This is a genomic window from Chryseobacterium artocarpi, assembly GCF_001684975.1.
Lineage (GTDB): Bacteria > Bacteroidota > Bacteroidia > Flavobacteriales > Weeksellaceae > Chryseobacterium > Chryseobacterium artocarpi.
Genome location: NZ_MAYH01000023.1, coordinates 626044 through 644970 on the forward strand (window position 1 = coordinate 626044; position 18927 = coordinate 644970).

The window sequence follows — 18927 nt, forward strand, 5'->3', positions numbered from 1 at the left end:
AATAATCGGCGGGCTTTTTAGAGCCCGCCGATCCCACTTAAAATAATATTAATATGATGTTATAAAATTACGGTCTGTATAGAATGTGCCGGAGCATTTAATTTTGCAGCCATCCCTTCAATCCAAAGATTGGTTTCAATATCATTATCAGAATCGTTCATAATTACGGTTACCAATTGTCCGTTTTCATTCATGAAGGCTGAAGATGTTAAAGCAGCTCTGTTTGAAGAAGAGCCAATTCTTTGGGCATTCGGTTTAATGAATTTTGAAACATGTCCTATATAATAATACTCATAAGTATAGAACACCTCTCCTGTTGTAGTATCTGCAATGATGGGTGCAAAGCAGAAGTTTCCTTTGTGATTGGGTCCACCGGTTTCATCCAATAAGATATTCCAGTCTGTCCACATAGCGTTTCCTTTATTGAAATCGTTCAGCATATTTTTACCATAAAGTTCTCCAAGGCTTACATCGTAGATTCTGTCCATCGCAAACTGTTCTTTACAGCCTTCGGTAAATGCAAGGAATTTATCTGGAAAAGCTCTGTGTGTTTCTGCAAGGTTATCAAAAAGCTGGGTTTTGTTATTCCATGTTTCATACCAGTGATACCCGATTCCGTGGGCATATTTTGAAGTTTCCGGATCGCTGAGCGTAGTGGTTGCTCTTTGGTAGATCAAATCTCTGTTGTGATCCCAGATCATTACTTTTTTATCTTTATATCCGTTTTTCCAAAGAGTTGGACCAAGATTATTCTTCAAAAATTCACCTTCTTCCTCCGCAGTATAAATACAGGATTCCCAAGATTGAGTCGCCATCGGTTCGTTCTGAACTGTTAATCCCCAAACATTGATTCCTCTTTTTTCGTATTCTTTGATGAATTTAATATAATAATCTGCCCAGGTTTGGTAATATTGATTTTCAAGTCGACCTCCTTTGTAAAGGCTTTTGTTTGATTTCATCCAGGCTGGCGGGCTCCATGGCGAGAAATAAAAGGTAAAATTATTTCCAATTGCCTTCTGAGCTTCCTTGATCATCGGGATTTTATACTTTTCATCGTGAGCAAGGTTGAATGTCTTTAAAGACGTATCATTATCCTGCACATACGTATAAGAATCACTGGAAAAGTCGCAGGAGTTCATATTAGTACGAACTACTGTATATCCCAGACCATTTTTCCCAAAATAAGCATCCAGAATTTCTTTTTGCTTGTTCTTTGGCATCTTGTAGAATGTTTCTGCGGATGCATCTGTAATAGCTCCTCCAATACCTATCAGCTTTTGATATTTAAAATCAGGAGCTACAAAAATACATGCTTCCGTTTCTTTTGGCTGTCCGAACTGTTCAAATTTCACAGAACCTTTATCCGTCATTCTTTCATTTACCTTAGAATTGGTAAGGATCACTTTAGCTGTTTTTCCTGCATTTTTTTTCCAATAACTCTGTTGGGCACTGACACTTACGGCAATTCCCATTACAAAACAACTTACAATTAGTTTTCTCATGATTTTAATTTAAAAAATATATGTGGCTGCTGAACTTCCGGGAATGGTTACAGCAGCGGTTTTCCCGGCAAATTTAATATTAAAATTTTCAACAGCTTTATGATCATTCTGAACAATTACTACAGTTTTTCCAGATGGTGTTTTAAAAGCTGCTGTTGATAAATATTTTGTTTGTGTTGATGCAATACGTTGTGACCCTGATGGAATAAACTTAGAAGCGTGTGCTACAATATAATAGGCAACATTTCGGGTGAAATCTCCACTATCTGAAATAGTAATGGCTCCTTTACATTCTGTACAACCTCCGTCTGTGTGAGGACCATACTTCAGATCATTGGCAAGATTCCATTCTAAAGCAGTTTTGCTCCAGTTTCTCATGGAACCGATAATCACATTTTTCATATGCCAGTTCAGATCTTCATTGAAAGTTCCTTTGGACCCCGTCCACTGCTCGGTAAAATAAAGGTTTTTATCGGGGAAAGCATTATGAACCGTACTTAAAGCGGAAATATCACCTTCATACAAATGAAACGTGGAACCGTCTATATATTGATAGGCTTCCGGATCTTTCAGAATATCGAGGGCATATTCAGGTTTATTGCAATTATGATCGTATACAACGATTTTGGTTTTAAGATTATTGTTTTTAAAAGCAGGACCTAAATAGTTCTTGATAAAGTCTCTCTGCTGATCGGACGGCATATACAAACTCGGATTATTTCCAGGGTGTAAAGGTTCATTCTGAGGTGTCACAGCATCAATAGTGATCCCTTCTTTTTTCATACCCTGAATATATTTTACAAAGTAATCAGCGTAAGTTCTGTAAAATTCAGGTTTCAGGCTTCCTCCTTTTGATTTTCCGTTATCTTTCATCCAGACTGGTGGTGACCAGGGAGCTGCAATGATTTTAATGTCAGGATTTATTGCTAAAATATCTTTCAGTATTGCAATGAGTGCTTTATCTTTTTCTAAACTGAATTTTGAAAGAGAAACATCAGTCTGCCCTTCAGGAAGATCATTATAAGAGAAAACTTCACCGTCAAGATCGGATGCTCCGATACTCAGTCTCAAGTAGCTGATTGAAATAGAATTTTTATTATTTCCAAAAAGTTCATTCAATAATGCCTTTCTATTGGAAGATGACAGATGATTAATTACCTCAACACTTCCTCCCGTCAATGTATAACCAAAACCGTCAATATATTGAAACTTCTGAGTGTCATCAATTTCAATATTCTGAAAGTTATTGGTAGTATTTACAAATCTTATGGATACCTGTTGTTGCAACTTTACGCTTTCATCTCCTTTTGTAAGCCAATACTGAACTTCATTTCCTTTATTTTGAGTAACGGATGTGCAGGATAATGGAAAAAGTACTACACCGCATAGCAGTGCAGTACCTTTAAAGAAACTATATAAGTTGTGAAACTCCATATTTAATACCCAGGATTTTGGTGCATTGCTGTATTCGGCAATTCGTTGTAAGGAATTGGCAGAATCTCATTTTTATTAGCTTTAAATCCTTTGAATGCAAGCTTGGCAGGAGCATCCCCCCATCTTACAAGATCAAACCAACGGTGTCCTTCACCCGCCAGTTCTCTTCTTCTTTCATCTTTAATTGCCTGTAAAGAAACAGGAACCGGAGATAAACCTACCCTTTTTCTTACGGCATCCAGCAACGCCTGAGCTCTTCCTCCCGCTGCTCCCAAAGCTTCAGCTTCCATAAGATAAGTATCAGCAAGTCTTATGGCAACGTAATTCTGTCTGAAATTCAGTTCCGTTGATCCCGGAAGTGAACTTTTCAGATCGTTTGTAGGTAAATATTTATTCAGGAAATAACCGGTGTCTGCATATGCTGGGCTATAGGCAATTTTGCCTTCTGCTTCAAATTTTTTTGCATTGAAAACAGTCGTTTTTAATCTCGGATCTCCCTGCATAAAGTTAACAAGATCTTCTGTTACAGTATTAAATGCCCATCCTGCATAAAGGTCTGGTGCATCATTCTGAGGAAAATTTTTATCCAGAGTATAGGAACGTGGTCCCAGCATGGCGTTGATAGAATTTCCTTCATCTTTGCCCTGTCCCCAGAATCCCCAATCGGAATTTCCTTTGTTAGTGTGCATTACTTCAAGGATAGATTCTGTTGAGAACTTATAAGGGTCGCTCGTTTCCGGTCCTACTTTGAAAAGGTCTTCATAATCTTTGACAAGTTTATACCCATATTGACTTGCCTCACCGGGTGTACCGTTTACTTCTGCAAACTGAGCTGCCGCTTCAGGCATTTTTTTATCATAAAGATAAATCTTACCCAAAATTGCTCTCGCTGTTCCCTGAGTAATTCTCCCTTTGTCATTACCCGTTGCTACAAGCATCAGATCAGGAATTGCGGCATTAATATCACTTTCTATCTGTGCATATACTTCGCTTGGCTTTACCTGTGGTATATTCCAATAATCATCATCATATTTTACTGTCTTAAGAACTAAAGGAATATTTCCAAACATTCTTACAAGTTCAAAATAATACAGTGAACGCAAAACTTTTGCTTCGGCAATGTATCTTTTTTTAAGATTTTCATCCATGGAAGCTCCCGGAACTCTTTCTATTAAAAGAGTGGCGCGTGCTATTCCCTGATAATAGTCTCTCCAGTAACTTGCTGGCATTGTATTAGGATTCAATGAATAATTATTAATTCCCTGGATCCCTGCTCCGTCATTAGAATGTCCGCCTCCGGAATAGAAATCATCGGATCCCGCGTTGAAAAAAGTAACAGTATTCTCAAAACCTCCTGAATATTTTCTTAAAACATCATATACAGAAACCAATGCACTGAATGATTGCTGCTGATTTTTAAAATAATCTTCTGTTTTAAAAGCCCCGGAATTTTCTACCTCATCAAGATAAGAACCACTACATGCAACATTTCCTAAACTTAAACCTGCCAATAATGTAACAGCAAGTCCTTTATATATTAATCTTTTATTTTTCATGTTATTACGTATTAAAATTGAATATTGGCACCAAGCAGGAATGTTCTTGCCTGTGGATAGTAAGCTCTGTCAACCCCTACAATATCCTGTTCGGAATTGTTTCTTCCTGCAATTTCAGGATCATAACCTGTGTATTTCGTGAAAGTAAATAAGTTTTCTCCTGTAATGTACAGTCTCACTTTGCTCATCCCGAAACGGCTCGTCACATCTTTAGGAAGTGTGTATCCTAACTGAACAAGCTTTACACGTATATAATCTCCCTTCTGAAGATAATAACTGGACATCCAGGAATAATTATGGTTAGGGTCATTTCGAGTTATTCTCGGATTATCATTGGTAGAACCTTCACCTGTCCAACGGTCTAGAACTTTTGTCTGATAGTTTGCATCAAGCAAATCCAGCCTTCTTAATCCCTGGAATATTTTATTTCCTGCCTGACCTTGGGCAAACACCATAAAATCGAAGTTCTTGTAATTTAAGTTTACGGTAAGCCCGAAAGTATATTTTGGAATAGAATTTCCTAAGTTTACTTTATCTTCTTCATCAATCTTACCGTCACCATTATTATCTTGCCAGATAAAATCTCCCGGTCTTGCATTAGGTAATAATCTGTCTCCGTTTGCATTTACATAACTGTCAATCTGTGCCTGGTTCTGGAAAACACCGCTATACGTCTGTCCATAGAATGATCCGTAAGGCTGTCCCACCGCCACTCTTGAGATAGGTCCCATAGTCTGGAAAGAAGCAAGATTGAAATAATCAATATCATCTTCTAATCGTAAAACTTTGTTCTTGATTGTTGCAAAGTTCCCGTTTACTGATATACTGAAGTCGTTCCAGTTCTTTTTGTAGCCTAATTCTAGTTCCAAACCGGAATTTTCCATATCTCCAACGTTTGACCAAGGCAAATTCGGCATCCCTACATACCCCGGAATATTGATCTGTCTTAAAATATCAGTGGTTTTCTTTTTGTACCAATCTGCGGTAAATGTGAAATTATTGAACAATTTAAAATCAGCAGCAATATTCAGCTGGCTGGTCTGCTCCCATTTCAGGTGTGGATTTGCCAGTGTACTCGGAGCATAACCAATGATGATATTGTTTCCTGAATTCGTATAGTTACTTCCTGAAACCATAAAATTTGCAAACCTGAAGTTTTCCATTTCATCATTTCCTAAAACACCATACCCTCCTCTCAGCTTTAAACTATTGACTACTTTATTGTCTAGCCAGAAGTCTTCTTTATGAACATTCCATCCTAAGGACATAGACGGGAAAGTTCCCCAGTGCTGATTTGTCGCGAATTTCGAAGAACCATCTCTACGAATTGTTCCTGTAAACAAATATTTATCTGCATAATCATAAATAATTCTACCAAAGTAGGAAGCTTTACGGGTCTGAATTCCGTCCCAGCCTTTTGCGGTAATATCATCCTGAGGAATATCAAAATTGAAGGATGCATCATACCAATGATCAATAGGCAAATTACTATAAGTCAGACTAGCTCCTCCTGATATATTGTATCGGTACACTCCCTGTCCTACCATGATGTTTATGCTGTGATTCCCAAACTTATTCTGATAAGTCAGCGTATTTTCCATACTCCATTCGAACTTATTCTCATCAACTTTGTTTAAGCTGTTGAAACCTGTATTGCTGAAATTCGGACTTAAATAATATTTCGGAGTAAAAGAACGACTTCCCCAATAGGATTTTTTACCGTTCAGACTTGTTTTGAATGTAAAATGTTCAAGAAACTTAAGTTCTGCAAACACGTTTCCTACAAAATCATCAGACCAGCTATAGTTTCCTCGTTGAATTTCACGGAAAGCTCTTGGATTGGTCATTTCATTGTTTACATAGCGTGATATTCCGTAAGGATTACCATAAGGATCACGGATGATATAAGGATTTGTATAACCACTTGGATCTACCATTGACCAATCTGTCACCACTTCTGGTGTAATCGGATCCAGGTTAACTGCAGAAGCAAGAGGACCTCCAAACTCTTCGTTAGCACTTACCCCTTGAGATTTTGTATGTGTATAAGCAAAAGTTTGTCCCAAGGTCAGGTAATCCGTAACCTTATGAGTAGAATTGAATCGGGCATTAATTCTTTTGTAATACGATATATCACTCATTACAATACCTGTCTGATCAAAATAACCAAACGATGTATAGTAGCTTGATTTATCATTTCCTCCCGTAATACTTATCTCATGTGAAGATTTTTCACCTGTTCCGAAAATAGTATTCTGCCAGTTGGTTCCCTTTCCGAATGAATCAGGGTTGGCAAATTTCGGAGCCTGCCCGTCATTGGTAAAACCTTCGTTGATAATCTTTGCGTATTGTGATGCATCTAAAAGATCAAGTTTTTTCGCTGTATTTGAGAAACCATAAAAACCATTGTAAGAAAGAGTAAGTTTCCCTTTTTTCCCTTTTTTCGTGGTTACCAGAATTACACCTTTTGCAGCAGAAACACCATAGATTGCGGATGAAGCTCCATCTTTCAGTACTTCAATACTTTCTATATCAGACTGATTAAGCCATCCGATATTATCTACCACAATACCATCCACTACCCATAAAGGGCTGTTACTTCCGGCACCAAAGCTGGTAATTCCCCTCACGCGCACCGTTGCCGCAGCACCCGGCTGCCCGGAATTCGTGACTACAGAAACACCCGCTGCTCTACCTTGCAATACCTGTTCAGGTTTACCCGTCGGAATATTTTCTATATCACTGGCTTTAATACTTGCAATAGCTCCGGTTACATTACTCTTTTTCTGAGTACCATACCCGATGACTACAATCTCGTCAATCTTATTTTCTTTAGAAAGTGTATCTTTCTTTGTCTGGGCATTGAAATTAGCCGTGAAATAAAGGGCGGCTATTACTCCCAAGCTTGTTGGTATTCTTATGTTCATATACAGTCATTGTTTTAATTCTCAAATTGAGACAATAAAAATATATTTTTTTTCAATTAATTAACATTAGATTAATAAATATTTTAAAATTTCGTTTATTTCTGAGGGTTAAAAGCTATATCTTCGCACCAATAATTCATAAAAAATTATAAAAATTCAATAAAGACCATCCCGAAAATGACCGCTAAGCTTTCAAAAATTTCTCTTCCGCTCAAATTGACCTTTCTTATTTTTTCGATGGTACTGAACTGTATGGGACTTATCATCCTTCAGCTTGCAGACGACAATATCACATATGGAGAACTGGGATTTCTGGAGTCTTTTAAAGATCTTCCCATTGCTTTCATCTCTCTTTTTGCGGTAGGTTTCATTAATAAAACGGGTTCAAAGAAAGCTTTGATCTTAGCATTGACAATTGTAGGGTTCTGTTCATGTCTTCTTCCTTTTATGGCAGATTTCTGGTTTTATAAATTGTGGTTTGCCATTATCGGAGCCTGCTTTGCTATTGGTAAAATCTGTGTATTTGGAATCATAAGGAATAATATTTCTGATGAAAAATCACTTGCTAAAACCATGAACAGTGTGGAGGCTTCCTTTATGATAGGAATTTTTGTCGTCAATACAGGTTTTGGATGGTTAATCTCCAGTCAATACTCCGAATTCTGGAAATTTGGCTTTTTAATGATTGCCGTTTTATCTGCAATTACCATATTTCTCCTTTCAAAAGCTGATATCTCAGAATCGAAGCCTCTGGAAAATAAGAACGTATTTTCCGAACTATCAGGCTTTACCACACCTTCTATTGCGTTGTTTCTAGGCGTAGTATTTTTTATTGTTTTTGTGGAACAGGGTTTCAATTCCTGGCTGCCGTCTTTTTATAAAAACCACCTGAATGTCAATTCATTTTTTGCACTTCAGGCAACTTCATTCCTTTCTCTTTTTTCATATGCAGGAAGAACTGTTACCGCAAATATCATCCGTAGATTTGAACTTTCAAAGTATTATATCACCTGTATGTCATTGATTTTTGCATTATTGCTGATCATTTTAGGAATTCAATATTTTGATTCAAAAGATTCCAGAATGATTCTCTTTTTATTTCCGGTTGTAGGTTTATTCCTTTCACCGCTCTACCCTGTTATCAATTCAAGAATGATTGCGCAGGTAGACAAAGAGAAAGTGAATCTTTTTACTTCACTTATCGTTATTTTTTCTTCACTGGGAAGCTCTGTCAGCTCAATCATTATGGCAATACTTTTCGGAAAACAACTTTTAAACTATTATCCATTATATATTTTATTTTCTGTAAGTCTTCTTTTTGTAATCAGTTTGATGTATTTTAACGTCTCAAAAAGAAAATATAGAAAATAGTTTTATTTTTACAACCATGAAAATCAAAGACACAAAAAGCAAAGAAACACTTCAGGAATTAATCGACACAAAGGATTTCGTTGCCCACATCTCTGTAGACTGTACTATATTCGGCTTTCACAATAATATTCTGAAGGTACTTTTATTAAAGTATCATGATCTGGATCTGTGGTCACTTCCGGGTGGATTTGTTTTCAATGATGAAGATCTTCGAGAAGCCGCGGAAAGAGTTCTTTATGAAAGAACACACCTTAAGGATTTGTTTTTAAAGCAGTTCCACACATTTGGAAGAATAGATCGTACGGAAAATAATGTTCATCAGATCCTGCTTAGAAATAAAGGTATTGAAGTTCCGGAAGATCACTGGATTTTTCAGAGATTCATTACTGTAGGATATTGCAGCCTTATTGATTTCTCGATCGCCAATACTTTTCCGGATGCCTTTAATGAGAGCTGTGAATGGTTTGAAGTAAGCAAATTACCGAAAATGGCATTCGATCACGACAGAATCATCGAAACCGGACTGGAATATCTGAGAATGAATATCAATACCGAAGTTGCAGCAAGTAATCTTCTTCCTGAAAAATTTACGATGAAGGATCTTCAGGCGCTTTATGAAACCATTTTAGGACAAAAATTCAGAAGAAATAACTTCCAGCGAAAAATATTAAGTCTCAACATTCTGGACAGACTGGAAAAACTGTACGACGGCTCAGCCAACAAGGCTCCTTATCTTTATAAATTCAAAACAAAAGTACACAATGCCACCAATCAGTATCCTATATCCAATGATGAGGAGTCTTAAAATGTGAATTTTTTCCCTTACACAGGAAAATCATGCATTATCTGTTTGAAAACCAGTCTTTAGATAAGTTTTCAAAAAAATTTCTCAAACACCACGAAAAATGTTATTTTTAACAAAATCAAAAAATCATGTCATATTATCCTCTTACAAGCATCCCCGATTATTATGGAATTGATGCTTTACTTACTGAAGAACACAAACTGATCCGTCAATCTGTAAGAGATTGGGTTGAAAGTTTTGTAATGCCGCAGATTGATCAGGCAGCACAGAATCATACAGATCTTCCTGGTCTAATGAGAGAATTAGGGAAAATCGGGGCATTAGGTCCGTATATTCCTGTTGAGTATGGCGGTTCCGGATTAGATCAGATTTCTTACGGTCTTATCATGCAGGAGCTGGAAAGAGGAGATTCCGCAGTACGTTCTGCTGCTTCAGTACAAAGCTCTTTGGTAATGTTTCCTATCAATGAATTCGGTTCTGAGGAACAGAAAAAGAAATATCTTCCAAAACTTGCAGCTGGAGAAATGATCGGTTCTTTTGGATTAACTGAACCTAACCACGGTTCTGATCCAGGTTCTATGGAAACTTATTTTAAAGATATGGGAGACCATTACCTTTTAAATGGTGCTAAAATGTGGATTACGAATTCTCCACTTTGCGATATTGCTGTAGTATGGGCAAAGAATGAGGAAGGAAAAGTACAAGGATTAATTGTTGAAAGAGGAATGGAAGGTTTCACTACTCCGGAAACACACAATAAATGGAGCTTAAGAGCTTCTAAAACAGGAGAATTGGTATTCAATGATGTAAAAGTTCCGAAAGAAAACTTACTTCCGGGAGTTACAGGATTGAAAGGACCTTTATCTTGTCTGAACTCTGCTAGATATGGTATTTCGTGGGGAGTAATCGGAGCTGCTATTGATTGTTATTGTACAGCAGTTCAGTATTCTAAAGAGAGAAGACAATTTGGGAAGCCGATCGGTTCTTTCCAGCTTCAGCAGAAAAAATTAGCTGAATTCTTAACGGAAATTACAAAAGCTCAGTTACTATGTCTTCAGTTAGGAAATCTTAAGAATGCTCATAAAGCAACTCCTGCTCAAATTTCAATGGCAAAGCGTAACAACGTGAAAATGGCTATTGATATTGCAAGAGAATCAAGACAGATCCTTGGAGGTATGGGAATCATGGGTGAATTCCCAATGATGAGGCATGCTGCTAACCTGGAATCTGTGATTACTTACGAAGGAACTCACGACGTTCATTTGTTAATTACCGGTTTAGATATTACAGGTATCAACGCTTTTTAATATAAAGCCAAAATATATTGAGAGAGTCTGGTCTTTGGATCAGACTCTTTTATTTTACTCACTTTCCAGAGAATTTATATTCAATGAATAGTTATTAATGCTTCGAAATTTTTGTGAATTTATTAAAGTTATTACCTTAACACTAACAAAAATACATCAATATGAAGAAAATTACGACTATTTTATTTGGTCTTACTGCGTCATTCTACTTTGCCCAGCAGGCAGGTGATCTTGTAAGTGTAGAGCAGAAACTGGATTTAACTCCACAGGGAGTAACTAATTTAATCTCCAATAGCCTTGGCAATCAAAACAGTCCGGACTTTGTAAGCTATCTTAATAATTTTAATCTGGGATTAAAAGGTTACAAAATTACCTATTACACAAAAAATGAAAAAGATGTTCTGGTAAAAGCAACAGGGCTTCTTATGTATCCTAATGTGAACATGAAGCTGTCTACTGTAGTATCTGATCACGGAACTACAGACAGCAGGCACAATGTCCCTTCTAATCTGAAAGGAGTATTGACTATCGGTTTTGCGCTTGAACTTTCCTACGTTCTCAATGGCTATATTCTAATGGCTCCGGACTATGTGGGTATGGGAGACGGTGAAGGCGTTCATCCTTATGTAGATTATGCAACGGAGGCTGGTGCTACCATTGATTTTGTGACTGCTGCTAATAAGGTTCTGGCTCAACAAGGTGTAAAACGCTATGATGAATACTTCCTTACCGGATATTCTCAAGGAGCTCATGCTGCCATGTCTACTTTAAAAAGATTAAGTATTTCCAATCCCGGAAATTTAAAATTTAAATATGCCTACATGGGTGATGGTCCTTATGATATGTCAGAAACTACTTTAAAAAAAGGTGTTTTAGAAAAAGACATTTACCCGTTTAGTTCATTTTTAGCAAATGTTCTTCACAGCTGTAACAATACAGGTTATAAAACTTATACTAATAATATTTCGGAAGTCATTTCTGCAGAATATCTTGAAAAATATGATTATCATGTTGTTCAGGATAACGGAGGTCTTCTGTGGGGTCCATTTCTATGGCGAAAGCTTTTCACAAGCAACTTTATAAATGATGTGACCACCAATTCCAATCATAAATTCAGACAATGCCTGAAACCTAAAGATGTATACGATTGGTATAATAAAACTCCAATGACTTTAGGGCATTCTACCATCGATCTTGCCATTCCGCCGGAAAATACTTCTAAGACCATTGATGTACAACGTGGCTATTATGCATGGTGGGATTTAAATAAATACAAATTAGACTCATTTTATTGGGGACCTCTTGGTCACATAGGGGGTGCTTTACCATTCGTTCTTGCTTCTAATGCTAAGTTTAACACACTGCGAAGCGGAGGATTTTTTAACCAATGGGCTGCATTGGGTTCTGTTTTTGGAAGACAGACTTCAGCCCCATCTTTACAGGAATCTACTCCACTCTTTTCTTCACAAATAAAACCCGATCTTGGCAAGATGCAATTACTTGAAATAACTGATTTCAATCAGGAAAAACCTGCATCCAGATCAGTGAGGGAAAACAATCTGACATCTCTGAAAGACGGCGTATATCTTTTAAAAGTGTCAGAAAACAATGAGAAGAAAATGATTCCGTTCATTAAAAGTACACCGAAAGAAGTTGCTGAAAACGAGATCATACAATCTGAAAACAATGCTGTTTTAAAATTAAAAATAGATCAGGACGAACTTTCCGGTGTAAATATCTTTGATGAAAATAAGAATTTGGTTAAAAGCATTTCTAAAGACCAATACAAAGAAAATAACGGAATAGTTCTACAAGAGCTGAATCCTCAAAAATATACATTTGAGGTAGTAACTTCTTATTATAATTTACAGTTTACCAAATCTATTGGAGGACAAACTTCGGAAAACAGTACAGATATCTTCGCTCAAAACAAACAAATTAAAGCAAGATCCAACAGCGACATTAAGAATATAAGTATTTACAGTATTTCAGGAGCTTTGATTCTACAACAGGAGATCAACAAGCAGCAATTTGAATCAAAAACCCTGGAACCTGGAGTTTATGTAGTACAAATGACTCTTTCGAATGGAAAAACAATTAACAAAAAAGTAAAACTTTAACATCTAATCCTTTTTATAAATATCATTTCAAGTTAATTTTGGCACTTCAGCAATGGAGTGCTTTTTTTATTTACTTCGTTAAATTATTTAGAGACACAAATATTCTCCTTAAAATAACTCTAATAATAAAGTTCAGATTATTTTCTATAAACATGGTAACCAAGACCAACACAAACACCTGAATAACAAAATACTAAACATATAAAAAAAAACCTTAAAGCTCAACATAAGACTCATTTTAGTGAAAATTTTCAAATGATTTTTATCAACTATTTTAAATTATTCTAAATAAAATTAGAAAACTTCTCCTAGCCCCCCTACCTTTGCCGGAAGAAAAATGCCAGATGGTAAGCAACGATCCAAGATTCCCTCTAAAAACACAAATTTTCACATTATTAATTTTCTTTACAGCTTTTTCAACAGCCCGTTCACAGGAAAGGTCTGCAACGATCTCATTTGAAATTAAAAACAATCACGCAGAACCCTTAAAGGACTCAGAAATAAAAATATCATCTCCTGAAAATAAATATTCATTATCTACAAACGATAAAGGAGCTGGTTCAATGTCCGTTACTCCAGGAAACTATCGTATTGAAATCTACAAAAACGGAATTCTTGGATATTCCGGGACAATCACAGTTACGAAACCTGAGACATTTATCTTCTCATTAGCAGATAAGATCAATTCTATTGAAGAAGTAATCATTACAGCAAAGGAAGGTAAAGGGTTAACATCTTCTTCTGTGATCAGTCAGCGTGCCATGCAACATCTACAGCCTTCAAGCTTTACTGACCTTTTAGAACTACTTCCCGGAGGACGTTCGGGTGATCCGGTTCTGAATCAGGTTAATAAAATCGGGCTCCGTGAAACAGGAAATCCTGGTAACGATTATAACACTTCTGCAATGGGAACTACATTCCTTGTAGATGGTACCCCATTAAATTCCGGAGCAAATCTTCAGTATACGTATGATTTTTTGGATAAAAATAATAATGGCTTAAAAAGACGTCTGAATCTTACCAGTGGTGTGGATATGCGAAGTATTTCCACGGATCAGATCGAAAAAGTGGAAATTCTACGTGGAATACCTTCTGTAATCTATGGAAATTTAACTTCCGGAATCGTTAAAATCACCAATAAATCCGGGTATACAAAATGGAAAGCAAGGTTCAAAGCAGATGGTTACAGTAAACTGTTTGCGATAAGCAAAGGTTTTGAAGATAAAGAACATCATCTAAAAATCAATACAGGGATAGATTACCTGAATGCAAAGTCTGATCCCAGAGACAGGCTTGAAAATTATAAAAGAATTACAGCCAATTTTGGCTTAACAAAGGAAAAACAGCTCAATCATGGCTCTTTCAGATGGCAGACACACCTGAGTTATACAGGTTCTCTTGATGGCTCAAAGACTGATCCGGATGTTGATTTATCACAACTCAATTCTTATGAAGTAAACAATCATCTTTTGAGTCTTTCAAATGTGCTTAATTATACCAGAAACGAATCTTTGCTTTATAAGTCTACAGAGGTACAGTTTTCAGTGAATCAACGATTTGATAAAATAAAACAGACTAAATTCATCCAACTGGAAAATGCAACAGCTTTTCCTCTTTCAAGAACTGAGGGTGAATATGATGGTTATTATCCGGTAGCAAAGTATACTTCTGATTACACTGTGGATGGCAAACCTCTTGATATTTTCGTCAAAATGGTCAATAATTTCCAGCTGGATTTTAAAACTATTAAGAATGAAATCAATACAGGATTCGACTGGCAGTTAAGTAAAAACTGGGGGCAAGGACAACTATTTGATGTTTACAGACCTATAGATCCGAAAGCGACCTTCAGACCTCGCGCTTACCGTGATGTTCCGGCTTATTCTACTTCTGCTTTGTTTTTGGAAACGATCAGTACGGCAGATTTAGGAAAGCATAAACTTACTCTTGCATTGGGGCTTAGAGGAAATTCTATGCTGAATCTTCCATATGATTTTAAAATGAACGGAAAGATCTATCTGGATCCAAGAACAAATCTTCAATGGGATCTTCCGGCATTTAATATGCTGAATAAAAAGGCTCAAATAGCATTAACATTAGGTTATGGTAAACAAAGTTTATTCCCTGATCTTAATTTATTATACCCGGAACTGGTGTATAAAGACATCCAACAGCTGAATTACTTCCATGTCAATCCTGATTACAGAAGAGTGAATTATAAGACGATGATTTATAATCCTCAAAATACAGAAATAGAACCTGCAATCAATGAAAAATTTGAGGCAAGAATAGATTTCAGTCTCGGATTTCATCAGCTCTCTGTTACTGTTTTTAAGGAAAAGATGAACAATGCTTTCCGTTCTATGAATGAATATGCGGTGTATCAGTATAAAAAATATGATACTTCATCGCTTGATCATAGTGCGATAACGTCACCACCGGATGTGAATACTCTTCCCTATCAGACTATTACAGAAAATTTTACCTATGCTTCGCAGCGAAACGGAAGTAAAATAGATAAGGAAGGAGTTGAGTTTCAGTATTCTTCCAACAGAATCCCGGTGATTAATACACGATTTACCCTCAGCGGCGCCTGGTTCCGTACAAAATATGGCAACAGTCTCCCAGTGTATAAAAGATCTGATGTATTGATCAATGGCAGACCTTATCCTTATCTCGGGCTGTACAACGGAATGGAGCCGAACTCTGCCAATGAAGTTCTGAATACGAATCTGATGCTGGATACCTATATTCCAAAACTGGATCTTATATTTTCTTCTTCTTTCCAGTTTTCATGGTTTTCAACAAGGAAATTAGATCCTATGAACGGAATTCCGAGCCATTATGTGGATCAGAATGGTAATATTTTCCCATTCAATCCTGATGCAGCTCAGGGAACGGTTCTCGAAAGAATGATTATCGCTCAAAATGCTGACCGTTACAATACATCCAGAAGACCATTGGAAGCGAATCTTAATCTTAAAGTAACGAAAAGCTTCAGGAATAAAACGGTCATTGTTTCGATGTTTGCCAACAGACTTTTCAGTTATTATGCTCCTTACAGTGTTAATGGAATAGCAATCAACAGAAAAGGTGCTCAGGATCCCTACTTTGGGATGGAAATCAATTTCAATTTATAACAATTTCAATCAAATAAATTATGTTTAAACATTTATTAAGAACACTATTATTATTGTGTGCTGTAGTAAGTCTTGCAGCCTGTTCGTCGGATTCTGATGCTCCGGAAGCACAAGCACAGACAACGTTAAACCTTGACCTGAGAGTGGTTCCGGAACACATTCAGGTAAGTGAATATAAATATTTCACGGTAAGCTTTAAAGAACTGAATACCGGTTTTACGGTTATCCAGGAGCTTACAAACACATCCTCCCTGAAAACTGTTCTTCCTACAGGAACTTATAACATTAGTGTAGAAGGAAGTATTATATTCGGGGATAATTCAACGCTGACAGAAGCAAAGGTGAGTGGAATTCAAACCGGGGTCGTTATTAATGGTACTGAACAGACAAAAATCATAGATATCTCACTGAAAGCAGGAAAAAGCAGTGATCTGATCCTTGAAGAAATATTCTTTGCAGGAACTACAACTCCACAGGGTTCTATGTATTTTGGAGATCAGTATTTCAAAATCACGAACAATACAGATAAAACATTGTATGCTGACGGTATGCTGCTCATTCAGTCTGCTTTCATGACAAATGAAAAACAGGATTACAGCCCAAATATCATGGGAAGTACATTCTCCGCCGGAGCTATTATCAGAATTCCTGGTAATGGTACCACTTATCCTGTTCTGCCTGGATCATCCATTATCATTGCGGAAGACGCCATCAATCACAAAGAATTCAACCCTTCATCCATTGATCTTTCTCATGCTGATTTCCAGATTTTCAAGGAAGATTCTGACGATATTAACAACCCTGCCGTTATTAAAATGACCAATGTATTTGAGAAAATGGTGATTCACACCCAAGGATATTATGCTTATGCTTTAGCACGTATGCCTGCGGGAATGACGAATGATGCACTGGTTAATCAGAATTCATATACTTATACTTACAATCTTACTTTTGGAGGAGATGTATATCCTATGGACGGCACAGCGGTTAAAATTCCAAACGAGTGGATTACAGATGCTGTAAATCTTAGTGTACAGGATTCTTTCCAGTGGCTTGTAACGTCTCCGTCTTTAGATATGGGATGGACTTCTGTAACGTCTTTTGATGGTGATAAAAACCGTTTCGGAAAAGCGGTACGCAGAAAAGCTGTCGGAAAGACTGCAGAGGGGAAAAACATCTTAAAAGACACCAATAATTCTACTGTAGACTTTGATCACGGTGTAAAACCTTCATTATTTAACTAAAAATGAAATATCTTCTTTCCATACTTATCCTGCCTGCTCTATCTTTTAACGTAAAACTTCATGCTCAGGAAAATGATACGATCATGAAAAAGATCCGTGAGGAATACAGCTACGAAAGGATACTTAAAAATAGTATCAACAGCAATCCTTCCAATATGTTGGGAGCCAGGAAATACAGTATTACCACATTCAGCCTGTTCACTCAAAACAGTGATACTCCCAATGAAATACAACAGAAAGGTAAAGGGAAAAATCTATGGGGAGTGGAAGCCCGTACCTTACAGATATTAGATCCTAAAACAACGGTCTGGGGTAACGCATCTTATTCGCAGGGAAAGAACAGACAGGTAGTATGGAACGAAAATACCGACTATGACATCATCTACCCTTATGTAGCAGCTGACAGCGTAGGTGGTGATATGAAATTTGAAAACTATGCTTTTTCAGGTGGCTATTCAAAGAAGATAAATTCTTATACCATAGGGATTACCGGAAGTTACAAGGCTAGTTTAAGCTATCGTGACATTGATCCAAGACCCAAAAATACATCGGCTAACTTTTCGTTGGCGCTGGGTGCCAATAAGCTGATGTTTCAGAAATTTAAAATCGGGGCTTATCTCGAAGCTGAAAAATATACTCAGAAACACTATTTGAGCTTTGTGAGCAATCAGGGGTTTCCTATGATCTACAATATGAGCGGAATGGGAAATTACAACGAATTGCTCTCGGGGAAACTGCGTCAGGCTTATTATGAAGGCTGGTCCTACGGAGGTGGTTTGCAGATCTTTGAAGCTGAAAACAGATCGTGGTATCTTACAGCCGGATTAAAAAAATTCACTCTTGACAAGCTTCTTACCGAATATACAGACCTTAATGCATCTGCAATCAATGAGCAGCAGTTTAATTTTTCATTAGGCAAATTCTTCAATACCGGCAGAATTCTCTGGGGAATCTCAGCTGACGGAAGCTATAAAGAAAGAAAAGGAACGGAAAATCTGTTTCTGAATGACAACTCCAGAAATTATATACAGATAGGTTCTGCGGAAAGGTACAATCATCAGTTAGCTCATACGGTTGTTAAGGGACTTTTAGAAATAGAACATAAAAGCGCAAAATCTACTTTTATCCCCTTTTTAGGAATGATTCAGGAAAAAGAAAAGTACAATAATTCACTTTCATCTATTGAATTAAATAAACTGATATACGGCGCAGATTATCAATGGTTAAAATCATTCAGTGAAAAGCTTTCTCTTTCTGTGGCAATGGGACTTTCTGTAACGGAAGTTTATAAGAATAATTCTGTATTTAATCTTTCAGGAAAACCAGCTATTCAACAGATGGTACGAGATAATTACAACTATCAATCTTCAGATTTCTGGCAGGCAAAATTGGATGTCAATGTTCACTTTACTTTTCCGGTCATTAAAAATGCTTATGTAGGAGGTAAAATGATGTACAGCAGTTTTAAGAACGATAACAATATGCTTTTTGCAGCAACCATAGGAGGTATTTTTTAAATAA

11 protein-coding genes are annotated in these 18927 nt (G+C 36.8%); 7 read left to right on the top strand and 4 right to left on the bottom strand.

The genetic code is table 11. The annotated features are described in order from the left end of the window. Positions 1-59: 59 nt before the first annotated feature. The 4 genes from BBI01_RS10885 to BBI01_RS10900 are packed head-to-tail and all read right to left on the bottom strand — an operon-like array spanning position 60 to position 7419. Positions 60-1502, bottom strand: coding sequence for a glycoside hydrolase family 30 protein (locus tag BBI01_RS10885; protein ID WP_065394680.1), 1443 nt, complete (start codon positions 1500-1502; stop codon positions 60-62). 9 nt (positions 1503-1511) lie between these two features. Beyond that, positions 1512-2936: a glycoside hydrolase family 30 protein gene (locus BBI01_RS10890; protein ID WP_065394681.1), complete on the bottom strand. Its 1425-nt coding sequence runs from the start codon at positions 2934-2936 to the stop codon at positions 1512-1514. A 2-nt stretch (positions 2937-2938) separates the two neighbouring features. Beyond that, positions 2939-4492, bottom strand: a complete 1554-nt coding sequence (locus BBI01_RS10895) for a RagB/SusD family nutrient uptake outer membrane protein (protein WP_065394682.1) — start codon at positions 4490-4492, stop codon at positions 2939-2941. Positions 4493-4503: 11 nt separating this feature from the next. Beyond that, positions 4504-7419 (bottom strand): SusC/RagA family TonB-linked outer membrane protein, encoded by a 2916-nt coding sequence (locus BBI01_RS10900; protein WP_065394683.1) that lies wholly within the window; start codon positions 7417-7419, stop codon positions 4504-4506. Between the two features lie 177 nt (positions 7420-7596). Between BBI01_RS10900 and BBI01_RS10905 the strand changes: the two genes are divergently transcribed. The 7 genes from BBI01_RS10905 (at position 7597) to BBI01_RS10935 (ending at position 18923) form a co-directional block, all read left to right on the top strand. Further along, positions 7597-8790 (top strand): MFS transporter, encoded by a 1194-nt coding sequence (locus BBI01_RS10905; RefSeq protein ID WP_076552310.1) that lies wholly within the window; start codon positions 7597-7599, stop codon positions 8788-8790. Between the two features lie 16 nt (positions 8791-8806). After that, complete coding sequence (locus tag BBI01_RS10910) at positions 8807-9595, top strand: NUDIX hydrolase (protein ID WP_065394684.1); 789 nt, start codon at positions 8807-8809, stop codon at positions 9593-9595. A 128-nt stretch (positions 9596-9723) separates the two neighbouring features. Further along, the gene (locus tag BBI01_RS10915) at positions 9724-10902 is read left to right on the top strand and encodes an acyl-CoA dehydrogenase family protein (RefSeq protein WP_065394685.1); all 1179 of its coding nucleotides are present in this window, start codon (positions 9724-9726) and stop codon (positions 10900-10902) included. 161 nt (positions 10903-11063) lie between these two features. Further along, positions 11064-13022 (top strand): T9SS type A sorting domain-containing protein, encoded by a 1959-nt coding sequence (locus tag BBI01_RS10920; RefSeq protein ID WP_065394686.1) that lies wholly within the window; start codon positions 11064-11066, stop codon positions 13020-13022. 344 nt (positions 13023-13366) lie between these two features. After that, positions 13367-16162, top strand: a complete 2796-nt coding sequence (locus BBI01_RS10925; RefSeq protein WP_065394687.1) for a TonB-dependent receptor plug domain-containing protein — start codon at positions 13367-13369, stop codon at positions 16160-16162. Between the two features lie 20 nt (positions 16163-16182). Beyond that, positions 16183-17406 carry a DUF4876 domain-containing protein gene (locus BBI01_RS10930; protein ID WP_065394688.1) on the top strand — a complete coding sequence of 408 codons (1224 nt, stop codon included), beginning with the start codon at positions 16183-16185 and terminating at the stop codon, positions 17404-17406. A gap of 2 nt (positions 17407-17408) precedes the next feature. Beyond that, complete coding sequence (locus BBI01_RS10935) at positions 17409-18923, top strand: DUF6850 family outer membrane beta-barrel protein (RefSeq protein WP_065394689.1); 1515 nt, start codon at positions 17409-17411, stop codon at positions 18921-18923. The last annotated feature ends 4 nt before the right edge of the window (positions 18924-18927 follow it).